Below are 18,844 nucleotides of genomic sequence, written 5' to 3'. Positions count from 1 at the left end.
CTGACGGACCTCCTCGGCGGCCCGCTCTGTTCCGCCACGTCTTCGGCGTGAAGCGCGGTGCCTGCCGCCGCCAGCACTTCGCCGACCGCGCGCGGGAAGCGGGTCTCGCACACCACTCCCGAGCACGCGCGGAACTGGTTCGCCCGCAGGCTCCAGCCGGTGGGTGAGCCGCCCGTCGCGCCCGACGGGGTCGTACGGATCGGGGCGGATGCCGATCGCGAGCGGCTCGCCGTGCGGCTGCTGCCCAAGGCGACGAGCAACACCGCGCACCGGGGCCTCAAGCTGGGCAGGACCGAGGTCAAGGGTCGCCTGACCGTTACCGACCCGGTGGCCTTTGTCGCGGCGCTGACCCGGGGGATCGGGCACGGGCGGGCCTACAGCTGCGGGTTGTTGCTGGTGCGGTGAGGGGACTCAGGGGGTGGGCACCGGCGCGGTCGTCCCCGTGGGCACCCGCTCCGCGCGGCGCGAGCGGTGCGCCATGACGGCGGCGACGAGCGCGCCCGAGATGTTGTGCCAGACCGAGAAGACGGCGGCGGGCAGCGCGGCGAGCGGGCTGAAGTGGGCGGTCGCGAGCGAGGCGGCGAGACCGGAGTTCTGCATGCCGACCTCGAAGGCCATCGCGCGGCTCGCGGGCGGGCCGAGGCGGGTCAGCTTGCCCGCCCCGTAGCCGAGCGCGAGGCCGAGGCCGTTGTGGAGGACGACGGCGAGCAGGACGGTCGCGGCGGCGGACTTGATGCTGTCGGCGCTCGCCGAGACGACGGCGGCGACGATCGCCGCGATCGCGACGGAGGAGAGCCACGGCATGACGCCGAGGACGCGCTTGACGATCCGCCCGGCGACGAGTCGTACGAGCAGCCCGCCGAGCACGGGGAGCAGCACCGTCTTGAGGATGTCGCCGACCATCGCGCCCGCGTCCACGGGCAGGTACGTACCCGCGAGGAGCAGCGTCAGCGGCGGTGTGATGAGCGGCGCGAGCACGGTCGACACGGTGGCCACGGAGACGGAGAGCGCCACGTCGCCGCGTGCGAGGAAGGTCACCACGTTCGAGGCCGTCCCGCTCGGCGCGCAGCCGACGAGAATCACCCCAGCAGCCAACTGCGGGGACAGGCCGAGGAGATGAGCCACCAGCCAGCCGAGTCCCGGCATGATCACGTAGTGCGCCACGAGCCCGATGAGGACTGCCCAGGGGCGTTGTGCCACGCCCTTGAAGTCGAGCGGCGTCATCGTCAGGCCCATACAGAACATGACGACGCCGAGCAGGTACGGCACGTTCGCCGACCAGCCGTCGAAGGCGGAGGGAGCGAAGAGTCCGCCCGCGCCCGCGAGCAGGACGAGCAGGGGGAAGACGGTGACGGCGAGCTTGGCGGCACGGTCGGCGGCGGGGGAGGCGGGCGCCGGCGACCGCGTGGGGGGAGTGGGGACGGACGGTTGCATTTGCCAATGCAACTGCTCCGTCTCATATTCGCGCAAGCGTGTCTCATGATGCGGTCACGACAATCAGGGCCCGCCTCCCCCCCGCCGCTCAGTACCGCGTCACCGCCGTCCCCCTGTCCGCCGCCTCCCTGCCCGCCGCCACCGTGCCCTCCGTTCCCGTGCCCTCCGCCTCCGGGCCCTCCGTCCCCACCGCGAGCCGCGCCCCCGGCCGTACCCACCGCAGCAGTTCTCGCATCGTCGCGGCCGGGACCGAGACGCACCCTGCCGTCGCACCCTTGCCGTTGACGTGGAGGAAGATGCCGGCGCCGCGGCCGCGCACCGGGTGCGCGTAGTTGAAGTCGGTGACGAAGGCGTGCGCGTACTGCACCGGGTAGTCGGCCAGACGCTCGGACTCCTCGGCACGGCAGTCGGCGGCGCGGGGCTCGCTCCAGCGGTTGTACGCCCGCGAGGCGTTGTCCTCGCACCACCACGAACGCGGCGTCACGGGCCGGTAGGGCAGGCGGGTGCCCGTGGGGGCGGCCTCGGTGCCGAAGGCGAAGGGGAGGCCGAAGAGGCCGGTCGGGGTCGTGTTCGTCCCCTGCTCGCGCCGCGTGCCCTCGACGAGCCCGCCCGCGCCGAACCGTGCGGCGGCCCGCCCGCGCGCCCGCCACTCGCCGTCCGCGCGGCGCTCCCACCACGTGAGCGTGCCGTGCGTCGAGCGGGCGTCGGGGGCGGTGGCGATGAGCAGTTGGCGCGCGCCGCCGGTGTCGGCGAGGCGCGCGGGGAGCGGGCGCGTCCCGGCGTGCGGGGCCGGGGCGGCGGGGCCGGTGAGCGGGCCGATGAGCAGTGCGGGCAGCAGGGCGAGCGCGAGGGCGGCGCGGCGGGGCGCGACGAGGTGCCGGGCGGTGCGGTGCGGGACGTCGCGGTGCGGCGCGGCGCGGTGCCGGGGTGTGGGTCTCATGCCGCCGAACGTAGGCGGCACTGCGGCTGTCGGCAGGGCGGCGAGGACCGTACGAGTGCCGCTCCTGTCCGGCGGACAGGAGCGGCGGACAGGCCCGGAGAACCCGCACGGTGAATCTCCGAAAGTTTGTTTGACGTGCTCGCGTCGGCGCCCTTACTCTCCCCTTACGTGATCAGCACGAGTGCGGCACGCGTCACGCGTACGCGCTCGTGTCGGGGGGTCTCCTTTCTCGTCGAGGGCGTGTGCCGTCGTACGTGTCCACCGTGTCGACCGGGTGGCCGTCGAGCCGCTCCGCCGCGCCGAAAGCACTTCTCCGTCATCGCCTGTCGTCCGGCCCGTCCCCGGCCCGGTGACACCCGGCGACCGCTGACGCGCCCGCTCACCAGTCACCGCGCGTGCGTCCGCCACGCGCTCGCACAGGGGTGTCCATACCCCGGGGGGTTTCACCGCACATGCACCACTACCTCGACGGCTTCAAGAAGTACGCCCAGTTCAGCGGCCGTGCCCGCAGGACCCAGTACTGGATGTTCCAGCTGTTCAACATCATCGCGATGCTGGTCCTGTTCATCCTCGCGGTGGCCGTCACGAAGGTCTTCTTCGTGCTGTACGGCCTGTACGCGCTCGCCGTCATCGTCCCTTCGCTCGCCATCACGTGGCGTCGGCTGCACGACACCGGCCGCTCCGGCGGCTGGTTCTTCATCGGCTGGGTGCCCTTCATCGGCGGGATCTGGCTGCTCGTCCTCACCCTGCTTGAGGGCACCCGCGGGCCGAACATGTACGGCCCCGACCCGAAGGCGCCGGCGGGCGTCCCTCAGTACTGAGCACCGGTACCGAGCACCGGTACCGAGCGCCGGTACCGAGCGCCGGTACCGAGCACCGGTACCGAGCCTTTGCGCCCACGGGCCCGTTCCCCTTTCCCGGGGCCGGGCCCGTTCGCGTGTCAGTGCGCGGGTGTCGGCGGCAGCGGGAGCGGCAGCCCCGGCAGTCCGTCGATGCTCTTCGCGATGTGCTCCTTCTTCCCGAAGTACGCGTCGAGCGAGGCGTCGTCCTCGCGGGCGAAGCGCCGCGCGTGCAGGTCGCGTTCCTCCTCGTACGCCATGAAGGGCACCGCGTAGCCGCACGTGTCCCTGATCAGTTCGGCGTGCACGACGATCACCGCGCGCAGCCCGTGCCTGCTCGGGTCCACGGCGGCGAAGCGCGCCACGAGGCCGGGGAATCGCGGGTCGTCGCGGAAGACCGCCTCGCCGTGGCCGTGGACCCGCACGATGTTCGGGGGGCCCTGGAAGGCGCACCACATCAGCGTGATGCGCCCGTTCTCGCGCAGGTGGGCGATCGTCTCCGCGTTGCTGCCCGCGAAGTCGAGGTACGCGACGGTGTGCGCGTCGAGCACGGCGAACGAGCCGCGCACACCCTTGGGGGAGAGGTTGACCGTGCCCTGCTCGGAGAGCGGCGCCGTCGCCGTGAAGAACACGGGCTGTTCCTCGATGAACGTGCGCAGACGGCCGTCGATGCGTTCGTAGGTCTTTCCCATGCTCCGATTCTTCATCGCGCGCCCGCGCGGAGGCAGGGGTTCCGCCGCGCGGGACGGCGAGAAGTGCTCCAGCATGGTGTGCGGGAGCGAAGGGAGCGCGGCATGGTGCGCAAGGCGGCGACGCAGGTGCGGGTACGGCGCGCCTACGACCCTGCGGAGGCCGCGGACGGGCAGCGCGTCCTCGTCGACCGGCTGTGGCCGCGCGGGCTCTCCAAGGAGCGCGCGCACGTGGACGAGTGGCTGAAGTCCGTCGCGCCGAGTACCGCATTGCGCAGGTGGTACGGGCACGACCCCGCCAGGTTCGACGAGTTCGCCGAGCGCTACCGCGCCGAACTCGCCGACCCCGCCCGCGAGGAGGCCCTCGCCCGGCTGCGCGGCCTCGCCGCCGACGGGCCGCTGACGCTGCTCACCGCGACGAAAGACCTCGCTCACGCGCATACCTTTGTGCTCGCTCGCGCGTTGAAGGGATGAGCGTGGGCCGAAGGCTTGGGCCGAGGGGTGAGCGCGCGGGCCGAAGGCTGATTGACGAATCATGCATGAGTCTGCATACTCATGCACAAGAAGTCCGATCATGCCGCGCGAGGAGCACAGCAGTGAGCAGCAACAACGGTGACGTCCGTCTCTGGGGCGGCCGCTTCGCCGACGGCCCCGCCGAGGCCCTGGCGAAACTCTCCGCTTCGGTGCACTTCGACTGGCGCCTCGCCCCGTACGACATCGCGGGCTCCCGCGCGCACGCCCGCGTGCTGCACAGCGCCGGGCTGCTCACCGCGGACGAGCTGACCCGGATGCACGAGGGCCTCGACACGCTCGCCGCGGACGTCGCCGACGGCAGCTTCACCGGGACCGTCGCCGACGAGGACGTGCACACCGCCCTGGAGCGCGGGCTCCTGGAGCGCGTCGGGCCCGACCTCGGCGGCAAGCTCCGCGCCGGGCGCTCGCGCAACGACCAGATCGCCACGCTCTTCCGCATGTACCTGCGCGATCACGCGCGCGTCATCGGCGGCCTCGTCGCGGAGTTGCAGGACGCGCTCGTCGGGCTCGCCGAGGCGCACCCCGACGTCGCCATGCCGGGCCGCACGCACCTCCAGCACGCGCAGCCGGTCCTCTTCGCGCACCACGTGCTCGCCCACGTACAGGCCCTGTCCAGGGACGCGGAGCGGCTGCGGCAGTGGGACGAGCGCACCGCCGTGTCGCCGTACGGCTCGGGCGCCCTCGCCGGCTCCTCGCTCGGCCTCGACCCGCAGGCCGTCGCCGCCGACCTCGGCTTCGAGCACGGTTCGGTGGCCAACTCGATCGACGGCACGGCGGCCCGCGACTTCGTCGCCGAGTTCGCCTTCGTGACGGCGATGATCGGCGTCAACCTGTCGCGTGTCGCCGAGGAGATCATCCTGTGGAACACGAAGGAGTTCTCCTTCGTGACCCTCCACGACGCCTTCTCGACCGGCTCGTCGATCATGCCGCAGAAGAAGAACCCGGACATCGCGGAGCTGGCGCGCGGCAAGTCCGGTCGCCTCATCGGCAACCTCACGGGTCTCCTCGCGACGCTCAAGGCGCTCCCGCTCGCGTACAACCGCGACCTCCAGGAGGACAAGGAGCCGGTCTTCGACTCCTGCGACCAGCTGGAGGTGCTTCTCCCCGCCTTCACGGGCATGATCGCGACGCTCACCGTGCACCGCGAGCGCCTGGAGGAGCTGGCTCCGGCCGGTTTCTCGCTCGCGACGGACATCGCCGAGTGGCTCGTCAAGCGCGGCGTGCCCTTCCGCGTCGCGCACGAGGTCGCGGGTGCGTGCGTCAAGGAGTGCGAGGCGCACGGCATCGAGCTGGACGAGCTGAGCGACGAGCAGTTCGCGAAGATCTCCCCGCACCTGACCCCCGAGGTCCGCGAGGTGCTCAACGTCCCCGGGGCCCTCGCGGCCCGCGACGGACGCGGCGGCACGGCCCCCTCGGCAGTCGCCCTCCAGCTCGCCGAGGTCAAGGAGGACCTGGCCGCGCAGCACGCGTGGGCGGAGGCCAAGCAGCCACTGGTCTGAGGCCGGGCCGGCAGGGGCGGCCGTACGCGACGGCGAAGGGGCCCGACACCGTTCGCGGGGGCGGTCCCTTCGTACCGTTCGCGGGGCCTGTCCCTTCGCGCCGGGTGCGTGGCGGGTCCGCCGGGTCGGTGCGGACCGGCCCGCCTGCGGCGTTACGTTGGCGGGGGTGCCGGCCCGGGCACACCACCCGGGTCGGCGCCCCCGCCCCCGTACCCCCGCGAAGGAGCCCCCATGCCGTTCGCCCGTCTCGCCGCGGCGTCCACGCCCGTTTCCCGGATCGGTCTCGGTCTCGCCGCCGTGGGCCGCCCCGGCTACCTCAACCTCGGCAGGGAACGCGACCTGCCGCCCGGGCGGAGCGTCGACGACATGCGCGCCCGCGCCCACGACCTGCTCGACGCCGCGTACGAGCAAGGCGTGCGGTACGTGGACACCGCCCGCTCCTACGGGCGCGCCGAGGAGTTCCTCGCCGGGTGGCTCGCCGCGCACCCGCAGGCCACCGACCTCGTCGTCGGCAGCAAGTGGGGCTACACGTACACGGCGGGCTGGCGCACCCACGCCACCTCGCACGAGGTCAAGGACCACTCGCTCGCGACGTACGAGCGCCAGGTCGCCGAGTCCCGGCAGCTTCTCGGCGCTCGCCTGGACCTCTACCAGATCCACTCCCTCACCCCCGAGAGCCCCGCGCTCACCGACCGCGCCCTGCACGAACGCCTCGCCGCGCTCGCCGCCGACGGCGTCACGATCGGCTGCTCGGTGAGCGGCCCCGACCAGGCCACGGCGATCCACGAGGCCCTCGCCGTCGAGGTCGCGGGGCAGCCCCTCTTCCGTACGATCCAGGCCACCTACAACGTCTACGAGCACAGTGCGGGCCCCGCGCTCGCCGCCGCGCACCGTGCCGGGCGTTCCGTCCTGATCAAGGAGGCGCTCGCCAACGGCCGCCTCGCGGGCGAGGCGGCCCCGCCCGCCGTGCGCCGGATCGCCGACGAGCTGTCCACGAGCCCGGACGCCGTCGCCCTCGCCTTCGTCCTGCGCGCCCCCTGGGTCGACGTCGCCCTGTCCGGCGCCGCGACGGTCGGTCAGCTCGACACCAACCTGCGCGCGCTCGCGCTCCCGCTCGACGAGGAGCGGCTCGAACGGCTCGACGCGCTGACGGAGGACGCGGGGGACTACTGGCGGACGCGGGCGGGGCTGCCGTGGGAGTGAGGCGCCGCGGTGGCCGGGCGGCCTGACCCCGGCGGCCCTGCCGGGGTCACAGGCTCTCCGCCCACTCCTCCAGGGCGAGGAAATCCTCCTCGGTGAGCCCGCGGGCCGGGTCGATGCGCAGGAGCGCCGCCCGGGCCGGGTAGTGGGCGTCGACCCATGCGCGGTCACGCGGCCCGAGTTCGTCGTCGACCCAGGCGAAGGGGCGGCCCGCCGCCCGGGCCAGCACCTCGCGCAGCTTCCAGAAGGTGCCGTCAGGACCCGCCGTCCGCGTCGGCCAGCGCACGTACGGGAGCGCGGGCAGTCCCAGCTCGGGGGCGATGTACGTGTTCGCCTCGGCCTCCCACGTCGAGGCCCACACCAGCTCGTACCGCCCGGCGAGGGCGCGCAGCCGCTCCCCGTGCGCCGGGTTGAGGCGCAGCACCAGGGGCTCGGTCCAGGTCCAGCCCGCCGGGCGGACCGTGCGGCTGCGATAGCCGGGCAGGCGGCGACGGCGGCCTGCCGCGAAGGGGTTGAGGGGGCCGTCGACGTCGAGGAAGAGGAGCGGTTTCATGGGGCGTCCCTGGGGTCTGTGGTGTTCATTGTGGCCGGAACGCCCGGGCGAACGGCTTCCGCACTGCGGACGCGTGTCCGCATCGCAAGACGTCACCGGTTCGAGTGAGACGTTGACGATGCTTATGAGACGTTGATGTCTCATTTTGCTAGCATCGGCCGCATGACTGTCGACCGTGAGCAGGTGCTGCGCTCCGCCGCCACGCTCCTCGTGCGCCGCTCCGGCGCCACGATGGACGAGGTGGCGCGCGCCGCCGGGATCAGCCGGGCCACTCTGCACCGGCTCTTCGCCGGGCGCGAAGCCCTCGTACGGGCCCTGGAGGAGCTGGGCATCCGCGAGTGCGAGGCGGCTGTCGCCGAGGCGCGGACCGACGAGGGCCCCGCCGTCGACGCGCTGCGCAGGCTCGTCGCCGGTCTGCAGGGCCCCGCCCCGCTGCTCTCCTTCCTCATCACCGAGGCGCAGCTCTTCGAGGGCGAGGAGATCGACGAGGGCTGGGCCAGGCTCGACGGCCGCTTCACGGCGCTGTTCGCACGCGGCCAGCGCACCGGTGAGTTCCGTATCGACCTGAGCCCCACGTGGCTCACCGAGGCGCTCTACGCGCTCATCGGGTCCTGCGGCTGGTGCGTCGTCGACGGTCGCGTCGCCGCCCAGGACTTCCCGCGCAACGTGACCGAGCTGCTGCTCGGCGGGGTGCTGAGGAGGACCCCGTGACCATGACCACGCCCCCCGCCGCCCCCCAGCGGCCCCTCGCGCGCTGGCTCGCTCTCGGCGTCCTCGTCCTCGCGGTGCTGCTCATCGCGGTCGACGCGACCGTGCTCGGCCTCGCGACCCCGTACATCAGCGAGGACCTGCGCCCCTCGGGCACCCAGCTCCTGTGGATCGGCGACGTCTACTCCTTCGTCATCGCCGGACTGCTCGTCTCGATGGGCGGACTCGGCGACCGCATCGGCCGCAAGCGCCTGCTGCTCCTCGGCGCGGTCGCCTTCGGCGGGGTCTCGGTCCTCAACGCCTACGCGGGCACGCCCGAGATCCTCATCCTCGCGCGCGCCCTGCTCGGCGTCGCGGGGGCGACCCTCATGCCGTCCACGCTGGCACTGATCCGCAACATCTTCCCCGACCCGCGCGAGCGCAGTTTCGCGATCGGCGCCTGGGGCGCGGCCTCCTCGGCGGGGATGGCGCTCGGCCCGATCGTCGGGGGCTTCCTGCTCGAACACTTCTGGTGGGGCTCGGTCTTCCTCATCAACCTGCCCGTCATGGCGCTCCTCGTCCTCGTCGGCGCCAAGCTCCTGCCCGAGTCGAAGGACCCGGCCCCGGGGCCCTGGGACCTGCCGAGCGTCGCGCTCTCGCTCGCCGGGATGTTCGGCCTCGTGTACGCCGTGAAGGAGCTGGCGGCGGGCGAGATCACGGGGCTCACGCTCGGCGCGGGACTCGGCGGGCTGCTGCTCCTCGTGTGGTTCGTACAGCGTCAGCTCACGCTGCCCAAGCCGCTGCTGAACATGCGCCTCTTCCGCAACCGGGGTTTCAGCGCCGCGGTCGTCGCCGACCTGCTCACGGTGCTCGGTCTCTCCGGGCTGGTCTTCTTCCTCTCGCAGTTCCTGCAACTCGTCCAGGGCCGGACCCCGTTGGCGGCCGGCCTCGCCGAACTGCCGTCCGCGGCCGGTGCGGTGGGCGCGGGGCTCGTCGCGGGAATCGTCGCGCGCCGCTTCTCGGTGCGGGCCGTCGTCTCGGGCGGGCTCGCGGCGATCGGGATCGCGCTCGCCGCCGTCGTCCTCATCGGCGAGCACACCGGGTATCCGCTGCTCGGCGGGGTGCTGCTCGTCGTCGGCCTCGGCGCCGGTTTCTCCTTCACCGTCACCGCCGACGTGATCCTCTCCGCCGTGCCGAAGGAGAAGGCGGGGTCCGCTTCGGCCGTCTCGGAGACCGCCTACGAACTCGGCACGGCCCTCGGCATCGCGTTGCTCGGCTCCGTGGTCAACGGGGTCTACCGGGGCTTCGCCACGCCGCCGGGCGTCCCTGGGCCCGTCGCCCACGCGGCCCACGAATCGCTGGGCGGCGCGGCCGAAGCCGCCCACAGGCTCCCCGCGCCGCTCGCGGCCCGCATGTTCGACGCCGCGAGCGACTCCTTCGTGACGGGACTGCACTACGCGGCGGTCGGTGGCGCGGTCGTCCTGCTCGGCACGGCCGTCGCGGCCTGGTTCCTCCTCAAGGGCCAGCGACTCGACGTGGCGGACGACGAGGGGGAGGAGGCGGCGATACGGGGGGCCGGGGCACCGGCGGGGGCGGGAGGCCGGGTCCCGGTGCGGCAGGGGTCAGCGGGGTGACGTGGCGCCTGCGGCGTTGACGAGGCGCGCCGGGGGACGCGAGGCGGAAAGGCGGCGGCCCGGGAGCGCCGCGGCCGGAGCGGGGTCCGGGGCCGTACGGTAAGGCAGCGGATCGCGCGGGGCGTGGGCCTCAGGCCGCCTTCGCCTTGGTCGCGTACATGTCCACGTACTCCTGGCCGGAGAGCCGCATGACCTCGGTCATGACCGAGTCCGTCACCGCGCGGAGCACGTAGCGGTCGCGGTCCATGCCCTCGTAGCGCGAGAACTCCATCGGCTCGCCGAAGCGGACCGTGACCTTGCCCGGGCGGGGCAGGCCCTTGCCGCCCGGCTGGAGCTTGTCGGTGCCGATCATCGCGAAGGGGACGACGGGAGCGCCCGTCATGAGGGTCAGGCGCGCGATGCCGGTGCGGCCCCGGTACAGGCGCCCGTCGGGGGAGCGGGTGCCCTCCGGGTAGATGCCGAAGATCCGGCCCTCCTCCAGGACGCGACGCCCCGTCATGAGCGCGGCCACCCCGCCGTTGGCGCCGTCGCGGTCCACCGGGATCATCCCGACGCCCGTGAAGAACCACGCCATGACACGGCCCTTGATGCCCTTGCCCGTGACGTACTCGTCCTTGCCGATGAACATCACCTGCCGGTCGCAGACGACGGGAAGGATCAGCGAGTCGATGAACGTCAGATGATTCCCGGCCAGGATCACCGGGCCGTCGCCGGGGATGCGCTCCATGCCCTCGACCTGCGGCCGGAACCACAGCCGCATGACAGGACCCAGGACGGCCTTCAGGAACGCGAAGCGGGACAACTGACCCTCCGGAGCAGTCAGGGACGACAAGCGGACCCGCGGGGCCCGCAGGTGAGGACGATACTCGCGCGTCGCCGGGCGGCGCACACCGGGGTTCACCGTAGCGATACGCGGAGTTGATCCGTACGCGATCCCGTGCCCGGTTCGTGCGCGATTCCGTGCCGGGTCCGTGCCCGGTTCGTGCGCGAGTCGTGGGCGATTCCGTGCCCGGTTCGTGCGCGATCCCGTGCCCGGTCCGTGCGTGATTCCGTGCGTGATCGGGGCGCCGGTCCGCGGGGCCGGTTTTCACCCGCTGTTCGGCACGGGTTCTCCCCCTGCGCGAGGCCCCGCGCCTAGCATCGGCACCGCTTCACCGGGCGCCCGGCCCGTCACGGGACGGACCCCTCGTGACGGCGGGCCCCCGTCCCCGTACCCGCACGTCCACGAGCGCAGGAGGACCCCTCATGACGGACCAGGCACCCAAGGAGCCCGCTCCCCGCACGGGCACCGCACGCCGCGCCCTGCTCGGCGCCGCCGTGGCGGGCGCGGGCGCGGCGGTCGTGGGACTGCCGGGCGTGGCGGCCGCGAGCGAGGGCAAGGCGCGCGGCGGCGGTGCGCTGCGCGACCTGCCCGAGGTGACGGTCATCGGCCACCGCGGCACCTCCGGCTACCGCCCCGAGCACACCTTCGGCTCCTACCAGCTCGCGCTCGACATGGGCGTGCACATCATCGAGCAGGACCTCGTCCCCACGAAGGACGGCCACCTCGTGTGCCGGCACGAGAACGACATCACGCAGACCACCGACGTCGCCCAGCACCCCGAGTTCGCCGCGCGCAGGACCACCAAGACCGTGGACGGCGCGAAGCTCACCGGCTGGTTCACCGAGGACTTCACGCTCGCCGAGCTGAAGACCCTCCGCGCGGTCGAGCGCATCCCCGAAAACCGCCAGCACAACACCCTCTACAACGGCCGCTGGGAGGTGCCGACCTTCGAGGAGGTCCTCCAGTGGGCCGAGCGCGAGGGCCGGGCGCGCGGCCGGAAGATCTGGCTGTACGTCGAGACGAAGCACCCCACCTACTTCCGCGGTATCGGGCTCGGCCTCGAAGAGCGCCTCGCGCGCCTCCTGCGCAAGTACGGGCGCGACAGCCGCGACTCCTCGGCGCTCATTCTCCAGTCCTTCGAGCCGACGAGCATCCAGCGCCTCAAGAAGCTCGTGCGCACGCCGGGCATCGTGCTGCTCTCGACGGCGGGCACCAAGCCGTACGACTTCGAGGCCACCGGTGACCCGCGCACGACCGACGACCTCGTCACCCCGGCGGGCCTGCGGTGGATCGCGTCCTTCGCCGAGGGCATCGGCCCCGACCTGAGCCTCGTCATCCCGCGCAAGGCGGACGGCACCCTCGGCACGCCCACGCGCCTCGTCCGTGACGCCCACGCGAAGGGGCTGCGGCTGCACCCGTACACCGTCCGCAACGAGAACACCTTCCTTCCGGTGGACTACCGCATCGGCACGGACCCGAACGCGTACGGGGACGCCTTCCGGTTCTTCGAGGCGTACTACGCGACCGGGATCGACGGCCTCTTCTCGGACAACGGCGACACGGCGCTCCTCGCGCGCGAGAGCTACCTCGCCAAGAAGCACCGCTGACCGCCGGGGGTGTCCCGCCCCCCCCCGCGGGATATCGCGGGACATCGCGGGACACCCCCTTGGAGCGTCAGCACTGGAGCGCGGCGGCATTCCTCCGGGTGAGCCGCCGCCGCTCGCGGAACCTTCCGCGCGCGCACGCGGTCCCGCCAGGCATGACGACCACACCGCCCCCGTACGACCACTGGCACCCCCTCGTCCGCGCCGCGGCCCGCGCCGAGGCACTCGCGCACGGGCTCGACCAGGCCGACCTCGAACAGTCGCTGTGGGTCCGGCTCCTGGAGCGCCTGCGCGGCGCCCCGCCGCCCGCCGACCCCGCCGCCTGGCTGCGGACGGCGGTACGGGCCGAGGCGCGCGCGGTACGAGCCGTACGGGACGAGACCGGAGCCGTACGGGAACACCCGCGGGCTCCCGAGCCCGCCGACCCGCGCCCGGGGCCCGAGCAGCAGCACATCGACGCCGAGTTGCTGCGCACGGTGCGCGAGGCGGTGGGCCGCCTCCCCGCCCGCTGCCGCGTCCTCGTCCGGGCACTCCTGTCGTCCCGCGATCTCACCTACCGGGAGATCGCGGCGGAGTTGGGAATCTCACAGGGAAGCCTCGGACCGAGGCGCTCACACTGCCTGAACTGCTTGGGAAGACTGCTCGGACCGGCCGGAGCGCAGGCCCGTTCCGGTCCCCGAAGCCGCCCCCAAGGTTTCGCGCGGGGTGCGGGATGGGGAATCCTGCGGGAGACACACCGGTGAACAGGTGAGCGGGAGGCGTGCACACATGGGCGCGAGCGTGACCATCTCTGCGGCGGCCGAAGAGGACGCCGAGAAGATCCTGAAGCTCCAGTACCTCTGCTTCCAGAGCGAGGCGGAGCGCTACGGGGACTGGGGCATCGAGCCCCTGACCCAGAGCCTGGAGAGCCTGCGCGAGGAACTGCGCTCGGGACACGTGCTCGTCGCGCGCCTCGGCGACGAGGTCGTGGGCTCGGTAAGGGGCGCGGTCGACGAGGGTGGGATCGCGCACATCGGCAAGCTCGTCGTGCACCCGCGGATGCAGCGGCACGGGCTCGGCGGCCGGCTGCTGCTCGCCGTGGAGAACGCGGTGCGCGCCGAGGGCCGCGCGCACCGCTTCCAGCTCTTCACCGGCCACCGCAGCAACGTGCGCCTGTACCGCAAGTACGGGTACGCGCCCATCGGCACCGAGCAGGTCAGCGAGCGCCTCAGCATGGTGACGCTGACCAAGGAGACGGTCGCGGGACGGCACCCCGCCGGGGTATGAGGAACGGGGCGGGCCGCTCGTCGCGACCCGCCCCGCGTGATCATCCCGAGGCCGCCGCCAGTGCCTCTGGCGCCAGCACTGACGGTGTCAGCGCTGCCGGTGTCAGCGCTGCCGGTGTCGGCACTGACGGTGTCAGCGCGCCATCAGTGCGAACACGCCCCAGCCCAGATACCGGCGCTGGTACCGCACATGCCGCACCGGAGCCGTCTCCAGCTCGGCACGCATCCCCGGTGCCATCGGGTCCTCCGGGTGCGCGTCGAGCCAGCGCCGCGTCGTGAGCCACTGCGCCCCGGCGTACCGGTCCCAGCCCGCCCGCTCGGCGAGGACCATCTCGACGACGTCGTACCCGAGCGGCCCGAAGGACTCCAGGAGCCCGTCGAGCGGCAGGTACCTGTCCCGCGTGGGCGCGTCGCACGCCCGCGCGGTCTCCTCGTCGGGCGGCAGCTCCGTCCAGTAGGGCTCCCCGACGAGGAGGAGGCCACCGGGCCTGAGCGAGCGGCGGAGCAGGTCGAGCGTGCCCGGCACGCCGTCACCGATCCAGGTCGCGCCGAGGCAGGCCGCGACGTCGACGGGCTCCTCGGCGACGTAGCCGGAGGCGTCGGCGTGCACGAAGCGGACCTGCTCGGCGACACCGAGTTCGCCCGCGCGAGCGTGCGCGGCGGCCAGGAAGACGGTGGAGATGTCCACGCCCGTGCCGCCGATGCCGTGCGCCAGGGACCAGGTGCTGAGCATCTCGCCCGAACCGCAGGCGAGATCGAGCACCCGCATACCGGGCCGCAGCCCGATGGCCCGGCCGAGCTGCGCGAGCTGGTCCTCGGTGAAGGGGTTGTGGATGCGGTGTCCGCTCTCGCGGATGGTGAAACTACGGGGAAGATCCAGGGAATCCACGGGTGAATGTCCTCAAGGGGGAGATGACGGGGATACGGGTCGCCTCGTGCGACCGCTCGTCCGCGCGCGGCCCGGTGGCCGCGCTCTCCTGCGCCGTCATCAACTCACCCTTTGTGCCTGGCCGAAGTGGTGGAACACGTCGAGCCTAGGGTCGCTGTCCCGCACCGGGCCAGCCGATAAAGCGAATGAACCGCCGGGCGCGGGCTCGGGCCTGGTGCTCAGGCCGTCCGCGCCGCCGTCTTCGCGTCGAGCGCCTCCACGCGCGAGCGCCGCAGCCACAGCAGGGCGCTCACGGGAAGGATCACCGGGATGAAGAGGTAGCCCATGCCGTAGTCGGACCACACCGTCGCGTCGGGGAAGGAGTCGCTGTCGACGAGTGTCCAGGTGCCCACGACGAGTACGCCGAGCAGCTCGATCGCGCAGCAGATCCGCGCCGCCGTGCGCGCGCCCTCACCGCCCCGTACGAGGCTCCACGTGATGAAGCAGTAGACGACCCCCGCGACGGCCGACAGCACGTAGGCGAGCGGCGCCCGGTCGAACTCGGTGCTCAGCTGGTAGACCGAGCGCGAGAGGGCGCCGACCACCATGACCCCGTACACCCACAGGAGCAGGATGCCAGGACCGCTGATGAGCCTGGTCCGTCCCGCCGTCCTCGGCTCCCGCACCGTTTCGCGCTCCATCGCTCAGCCACCCCAGATGTCGTAGAGCCGGACTTCGAGAACCGCGAGGACGACGCCGCCGGCCAGAACCGTCATCGAGCCCCACTTGCTGCGCTCGGTGAGCGACATGAACCCGGCGAGCGGGACGCACAGCGCGGCCCCCACGAGGTAGGCCACGAAGATCACCGTGCCCTGGTCCGGGTTCTCGCCGCGCGCGAGCTGGACGATGCCGATGACGAGCTGCACGAGTGCGAGCAGCGAGACGAGCGCCACCCCGATGAAGTGCCAGTCCTTCGTCGGCTGGTCCTTGGCGAAGGCGTGCCCGCACCAGGCGGCGAGCGCGAGCGCGGCGACGGCGGTCGCGATCGTCAGGGCATCGAACATGCGGCAGACCCTATTACGGCCCCCATTCCGCCCGAAAAGCGGCCCGCCCCTGGCACGGCGGCCGCGCGGACCGGCTCCGCGCCACCGGACCGCCGCCCCGCGCCTCCCCGCGCCGCACGCGCCCCGCGCCGCACGCCTCCCCGCGCCGTACGCGCCCCGCGCACCCCCTGCCACCCCGTCGCCCGCGCCCCCATTGCCCGCGTCCCCATCGCCCGCCGCCCCCACCCCGCGCCGCCGCCGTCCCCCGCGACTAGGCTCGCCGTCATGAAGCTCCAGGCCCGCGCCCTCCTCTTCGACAACGACGGCACCCTCATGTCCTCGCTCCGCTCCGTGCGCCGCTGCTGGACCCAGTGGGCCGTCGAGTACGGGGTCACCGAGGCCGACTTCGCGCGGATCGAGCTGCACGGGCGCCCGTCCGCCGAGATCGTCGCCGACCTCCTGCCCCCGGAGAAGGTGGCCGAGGCGACCCGGCGGATCGAGGACCTGGAGGTCGCCGACGCCGAGGGCACCGAGGCGCTGCCAGGCACCGCCGACCTGCTCTCCGGGCTCCCCGCCGGGCGCTGGGCCGTCGTCACCTCGGCGAGCCGCAGGCTCGCCCGCGCCCGTCTCGCGGGCCTCGGCCTGCATCCCCGTACCCTCGTCGCCGCCGACGACATCACGCGCGGCAAGCCGGACCCCGAGCCCTACCTGCTCGGCGCGGCGAAGCTCGGCTTCGCGCCCGAGGACTGCGTCGTCTTCGAGGACGCCCCTGTCGGCCTGCGCTCCGCCCAGGCGGCCGGGATGCGGACCGTGGCCTTGACCACAACGTATCCGCGCGTCGAGCTGACCGCCGACGCCGTCGTGCCGGACCTGTCGGCGGTGTCCGTGCAGGTCAACGGCGATTTCCTGGAGATCGTGACCGAGGACTGAGGCGCGTCCCCCCGTCCGGGTACTGGGCAGTAGGTGTCCGCGATACGGACCGGCGGAGGGGGCACCGCCACGCGTCTGGTTAACTGGCTTCATGACCACGACGAGCGCACGCATCCCAGCGACCGAGGCGAACCAGACGCCCGGTGCTCGCCGTATGTGTCGAATGTGTGCCTTCTGAGGGTCCCCGCCTCGCGCCCCGAAGCGAGACCGGCAGCACCGCGAAGCCGTACCCCCTGAGCGGGTACGTGCCGCGCCTGCCCCGGACCTGAACCCCTGCCGCCCCACGGCCCCGGCCTGCCCGGACCCGGAAGCGGCGACAGGTCCCGCCCCCCTCAGCACCGTGCCCCGCGCACGGCACTACCCGTGCCGGTGAACACCGCCGCGCACTCGACATCCCAGGGACACCCCCGTGATCACCACCCAGGACCTCACCAAGGTCTACCGGTCGGGCGGCCGTGACCTCACCGCGCTCGACGGCGTCGATCTGCACGTACGCGAGGGGGAGGTCTTCGGCGTCATCGGCCAGAGCGGCGCCGGGAAGTCCTCCCTCATCCGCTGCGTCAACATGCTGGAGCGCCCCACGTCGGGCACCGTCCTCGTCGACGGCCAGGACCTCACCGCGCTCCAGGGCCGCGGCAGCCGGGCGAGCCGCGAACTGCGCGCCGCGCGCAGCCGCATCGGCATGGTCTTCCAGCACTTCAACCTGCTCTCCTCGCGCACGGTGCGGGACAACGTCGAACTGCCGCTCGAAATACTGGGGCACAGCCGCCGCGCCAGGGCCACGAAGGCGGGCGAACTGCTCGAACGCGTCGGCCTCGGCGACAAGGCGAACGCCTATCCGGCCCAGCTCTCCGGCGGCCAGAAGCAGCGCGTCGGTATCGCCCGCGCCCTCGCGGGCGACCCCAAGGTCCTCCTCTCGGACGAGGCGACCAGCGCGCTCGACCCCGAGACGACCCGCTCGGTCCTTGAGCTGCTGCGCTCCCTCAACCGCGAACTCGGTCTCACCGTCCTCCTCATCACGCACGAGATGGACGTCGTCAAGACCGTCTGCGACTCGGCCGCGCTCATGGAGAAGGGCCGCATCACCGAGTCCGGGACGCTCGACGAACTCCTCGCCACGCCGCACTCCGCGCTCGCCGCCGCGCTCTTCCCCCTGAGCGGCGAGCGCGGCGGCCCCGCGCGCACCGTCATCGACGTCACGTTCCACGGCGACTCGGCGAGCCGCCCGGTGATCTCGCAGCTCTCCCGTACGTACAACATCGACATCTCGATCCTCGGCGCCGCGATGGACACCGTCGCCGGTCGCCAGGTCGGCCGGATGCGCATCGAACTGCCGGGGCGGTACGAGGAGAACGTCGTGCCCATCGGCTTCCTGCGCGAGCAGGGGCTCCAGGTCGAGCCCGTGCACCACGAGGCCGGGTCCTTCACGACGATCGAGAAGCAGGAGGCGGCCCGATGAGCTGGTCCGAGATGCGGCCGCTGCTGAGCCAGGCGAGCTGGGACACCCTGTACATGGTCGGCTGGTCGACGCTCATCGCCGTCGCGCTCGGGCTGCCCATCGGCGTCCTGCTCGTGCTCACCGCCCGCGGCGGGCTGCTCCAGAACGCCGTGCTCTCCAAGGTGCTCGGGCAGCTCGTCAACATCGCCCGCTCGATGCCCTTCATCATCCTCATGGTCGCCCTCATGGGCTTCACGCGCTGGCTCACAGGGACCACGATCGGCCGCGAGGCCGCGATCGTGCCCCTCGCGATCGGCGCCATCCCCTTCTACGCGCGCCTCGTCGAGACGGCGGTGCGCGAGGTCGACCACGGGCTCGTCGAGGCCGTGCAGTCGATGGGCGGCACGACGTGGGCCGTCGTCCGCAAGGTCCTCGTACCCGAGTCGCTGCCCTCGCTCGTCTCCAGCGCCACCACCACGATCGTCACGCTCATCGGCTACTCCGCGATGGCGGGCACGGTCGGCGCGGGCGGCCTCGGTGACATCGCGATCCGCGAGGGCTTCCAGCGCTTCGAGACCGGGCTGATGTGGGTGACCGTCGCGATCCTCGCCGTCGTCATCTCCGTCATCCAGTTCCTCGGCGACTTCGCGGCCCGCGCGCTCCACGACAGGGGCGGCCGCTCCGGACCCGTACCCGCGCTCCGCTTCCTGCGGCCCCGTACCCCCGCGAAGGCGGCAGAGGTACGGGACACCGCCGACGCCGCCTGAGGGCAACCGCCGACCGCCGCCCGGGCGCACCCCGGGACCTTCGCGACGCCCGCCCTCCCCGGCCCACGGACCACCACCGCACCACCTCCCCGCGTCC

The 18,844-nt window shown here is 72.9% G+C and carries 21 protein-coding genes; 13 read left to right on the top strand and 8 right to left on the bottom strand.

All coding sequences use genetic code 11. The features are described 5' to 3' along the window. Positions 1 to 57 precede the first annotated feature (57 nt). The gene (locus tag ACQYWQ_RS03830) at positions 58 to 405 is read left to right on the top strand and encodes a type I-E CRISPR-associated protein Cas6/Cse3/CasE (protein ID WP_431032449.1); all 348 of its coding nucleotides are present in this window, start codon (positions 58 to 60) and stop codon (positions 403 to 405) included. Positions 406 to 411: 6 nt separating this feature from the next. Here the strand turns inward: ACQYWQ_RS03830 and ACQYWQ_RS03825 are convergent, their stop codons facing one another. Together ACQYWQ_RS03825 and ACQYWQ_RS03820 are read right to left on the bottom strand one after the other, a co-directional pair. Beyond that, a complete protein-coding gene (locus ACQYWQ_RS03825; protein WP_431032448.1) occupies positions 412 to 1,434 on the bottom strand; it encodes a bile acid:sodium symporter family protein in 1,023 nt (340 codons plus the stop codon). 88 nt (positions 1,435 to 1,522) lie between these two features. Further along, positions 1,523 to 2,374, bottom strand: a complete 852-nt coding sequence (locus ACQYWQ_RS03820) for a L,D-transpeptidase family protein (RefSeq protein WP_431032447.1) — start codon at positions 2,372 to 2,374, stop codon at positions 1,523 to 1,525. A gap of 452 nt (positions 2,375 to 2,826) precedes the next feature. Between ACQYWQ_RS03820 and ACQYWQ_RS03815 the strand changes: the two genes are divergently transcribed. Then, positions 2,827 to 3,195 carry a DUF805 domain-containing protein gene (locus tag ACQYWQ_RS03815; RefSeq protein WP_431032446.1) on the top strand — a complete coding sequence of 123 codons (369 nt, stop codon included), beginning with the start codon at positions 2,827 to 2,829 and terminating at the stop codon, positions 3,193 to 3,195. Between the two features lie 119 nt (positions 3,196 to 3,314). Here ACQYWQ_RS03815 and ACQYWQ_RS03810 read toward each other — a convergent pair whose 3' ends face one another. Continuing rightward, entirely contained in the window at positions 3,315 to 3,905 is a 591-nt protein-coding gene (locus ACQYWQ_RS03810; RefSeq protein ID WP_431032445.1) for a pyridoxamine 5'-phosphate oxidase family protein, read from the bottom strand. Positions 3,906 to 4,007: 102 nt separating this feature from the next. Here ACQYWQ_RS03810 and ACQYWQ_RS03805 point away from each other — a divergent pair, with 102 nt between their 5' ends. The 3 genes from ACQYWQ_RS03805 (at position 4,008) to ACQYWQ_RS03795 (ending at position 7,138) form a co-directional block, all read left to right on the top strand. Next, positions 4,008 to 4,376 carry a DUF488 domain-containing protein gene (locus tag ACQYWQ_RS03805; protein ID WP_431032444.1) on the top strand — a complete coding sequence of 123 codons (369 nt, stop codon included), beginning with the start codon at positions 4,008 to 4,010 and terminating at the stop codon, positions 4,374 to 4,376. 122 nt (positions 4,377 to 4,498) lie between these two features. Continuing rightward, the gene (gene argH, locus ACQYWQ_RS03800) at positions 4,499 to 5,935 is read left to right on the top strand and encodes an argininosuccinate lyase (RefSeq protein WP_431032443.1); all 1,437 of its coding nucleotides are present in this window, start codon (positions 4,499 to 4,501) and stop codon (positions 5,933 to 5,935) included. Positions 5,936 to 6,166: 231 nt separating this feature from the next. Next, complete coding sequence (locus tag ACQYWQ_RS03795; RefSeq protein ID WP_431032442.1) at positions 6,167 to 7,138, top strand: aldo/keto reductase; 972 nt, start codon at positions 6,167 to 6,169, stop codon at positions 7,136 to 7,138. A gap of 46 nt (positions 7,139 to 7,184) precedes the next feature. Here ACQYWQ_RS03795 and ACQYWQ_RS03790 read toward each other — a convergent pair whose 3' ends face one another. Beyond that, a complete protein-coding gene (locus tag ACQYWQ_RS03790; protein WP_431032441.1) occupies positions 7,185 to 7,688 on the bottom strand; it encodes an HAD domain-containing protein in 504 nt (167 codons plus the stop codon). A gap of 162 nt (positions 7,689 to 7,850) precedes the next feature. Between ACQYWQ_RS03790 and ACQYWQ_RS03785 the strand changes: the two genes are divergently transcribed. Together ACQYWQ_RS03785 and ACQYWQ_RS03780 are read left to right on the top strand one after the other, a co-directional pair. Then, positions 7,851 to 8,399, top strand: coding sequence for a TetR/AcrR family transcriptional regulator (locus tag ACQYWQ_RS03785; RefSeq protein WP_431032440.1), 549 nt, complete (start codon positions 7,851 to 7,853; stop codon positions 8,397 to 8,399). Positions 8,400 to 8,401: 2 nt separating this feature from the next. Continuing rightward, complete coding sequence (locus ACQYWQ_RS03780) at positions 8,402 to 10,009, top strand: MFS transporter (protein WP_431032439.1); 1,608 nt, start codon at positions 8,402 to 8,404, stop codon at positions 10,007 to 10,009. 130 nt (positions 10,010 to 10,139) lie between these two features. On the opposite strand, the gene ACQYWQ_RS03775 is transcribed toward ACQYWQ_RS03780, so the two are convergent. After that, positions 10,140 to 10,811: a lysophospholipid acyltransferase family protein gene (locus ACQYWQ_RS03775; RefSeq protein ID WP_431032438.1), complete on the bottom strand. Its 672-nt coding sequence runs from the start codon at positions 10,809 to 10,811 to the stop codon at positions 10,140 to 10,142. 443 nt (positions 10,812 to 11,254) lie between these two features. Here ACQYWQ_RS03775 and ACQYWQ_RS03770 point away from each other — a divergent pair, with 443 nt between their 5' ends. From ACQYWQ_RS03770 to ACQYWQ_RS03760, 3 genes are all read left to right on the top strand, one after another. Beyond that, positions 11,255 to 12,439, top strand: a complete 1,185-nt coding sequence (locus ACQYWQ_RS03770) for a glycerophosphodiester phosphodiesterase (protein WP_431032437.1) — start codon at positions 11,255 to 11,257, stop codon at positions 12,437 to 12,439. A gap of 152 nt (positions 12,440 to 12,591) precedes the next feature. Then, on the top strand, positions 12,592 to 13,179 hold the full coding sequence (locus ACQYWQ_RS03765) for a sigma-70 family RNA polymerase sigma factor (RefSeq protein WP_431032436.1): 588 nt from the start codon (positions 12,592 to 12,594) through the stop codon (positions 13,177 to 13,179). Between the two features lie 25 nt (positions 13,180 to 13,204). Continuing rightward, a complete protein-coding gene (locus ACQYWQ_RS03760) occupies positions 13,205 to 13,702 on the top strand; it encodes a GNAT family N-acetyltransferase (RefSeq protein ID WP_431032435.1) in 498 nt (165 codons plus the stop codon). Positions 13,703 to 13,834: 132 nt separating this feature from the next. Here ACQYWQ_RS03760 and ACQYWQ_RS03755 read toward each other — a convergent pair whose 3' ends face one another. The 3 genes from ACQYWQ_RS03755 to ACQYWQ_RS03745 form a co-directional block, all read right to left on the bottom strand. Continuing rightward, complete coding sequence (locus tag ACQYWQ_RS03755) at positions 13,835 to 14,581, bottom strand: SAM-dependent methyltransferase (protein WP_431039054.1); 747 nt, start codon at positions 14,579 to 14,581, stop codon at positions 13,835 to 13,837. A gap of 227 nt (positions 14,582 to 14,808) precedes the next feature. Continuing rightward, positions 14,809 to 15,270, bottom strand: a complete 462-nt coding sequence (locus ACQYWQ_RS03750) for a hypothetical protein (RefSeq protein ID WP_431032434.1) — start codon at positions 15,268 to 15,270, stop codon at positions 14,809 to 14,811. A 3-nt stretch (positions 15,271 to 15,273) separates the two neighbouring features. Beyond that, entirely contained in the window at positions 15,274 to 15,633 is a 360-nt protein-coding gene (locus ACQYWQ_RS03745; RefSeq protein ID WP_431032433.1) for a hypothetical protein, read from the bottom strand. 264 nt (positions 15,634 to 15,897) lie between these two features. Between ACQYWQ_RS03745 and ACQYWQ_RS03740 the strand changes: the two genes are divergently transcribed. From ACQYWQ_RS03740 to ACQYWQ_RS03730, 3 genes are all read left to right on the top strand, one after another. After that, positions 15,898 to 16,542, top strand: coding sequence for an HAD family hydrolase (locus ACQYWQ_RS03740; RefSeq protein ID WP_431032432.1), 645 nt, complete (start codon positions 15,898 to 15,900; stop codon positions 16,540 to 16,542). A 409-nt stretch (positions 16,543 to 16,951) separates the two neighbouring features. Beyond that, entirely contained in the window at positions 16,952 to 18,001 is a 1,050-nt protein-coding gene (locus tag ACQYWQ_RS03735; RefSeq protein WP_431032431.1) for a methionine ABC transporter ATP-binding protein, read from the top strand. After that, complete coding sequence (locus ACQYWQ_RS03730) at positions 17,998 to 18,747, top strand: methionine ABC transporter permease (protein ID WP_431032430.1); 750 nt, start codon at positions 17,998 to 18,000, stop codon at positions 18,745 to 18,747. The genes ACQYWQ_RS03735 and ACQYWQ_RS03730 overlap by 4 nt, the downstream gene beginning before the upstream one ends. The last annotated feature ends 97 nt before the right edge of the window (positions 18,748 to 18,844 follow it).

Origin of the sequence: Streptomyces sp. P6-2-1 (assembly GCF_050613165.1) — a bacterium.
Classification (GTDB): domain Bacteria; phylum Actinomycetota; class Actinomycetes; order Streptomycetales; family Streptomycetaceae; genus Streptomyces.
The sequence above is the reverse complement of the archived record's forward strand: the minus strand, read 5'-3'. Positions and strand labels throughout refer to the sequence as shown.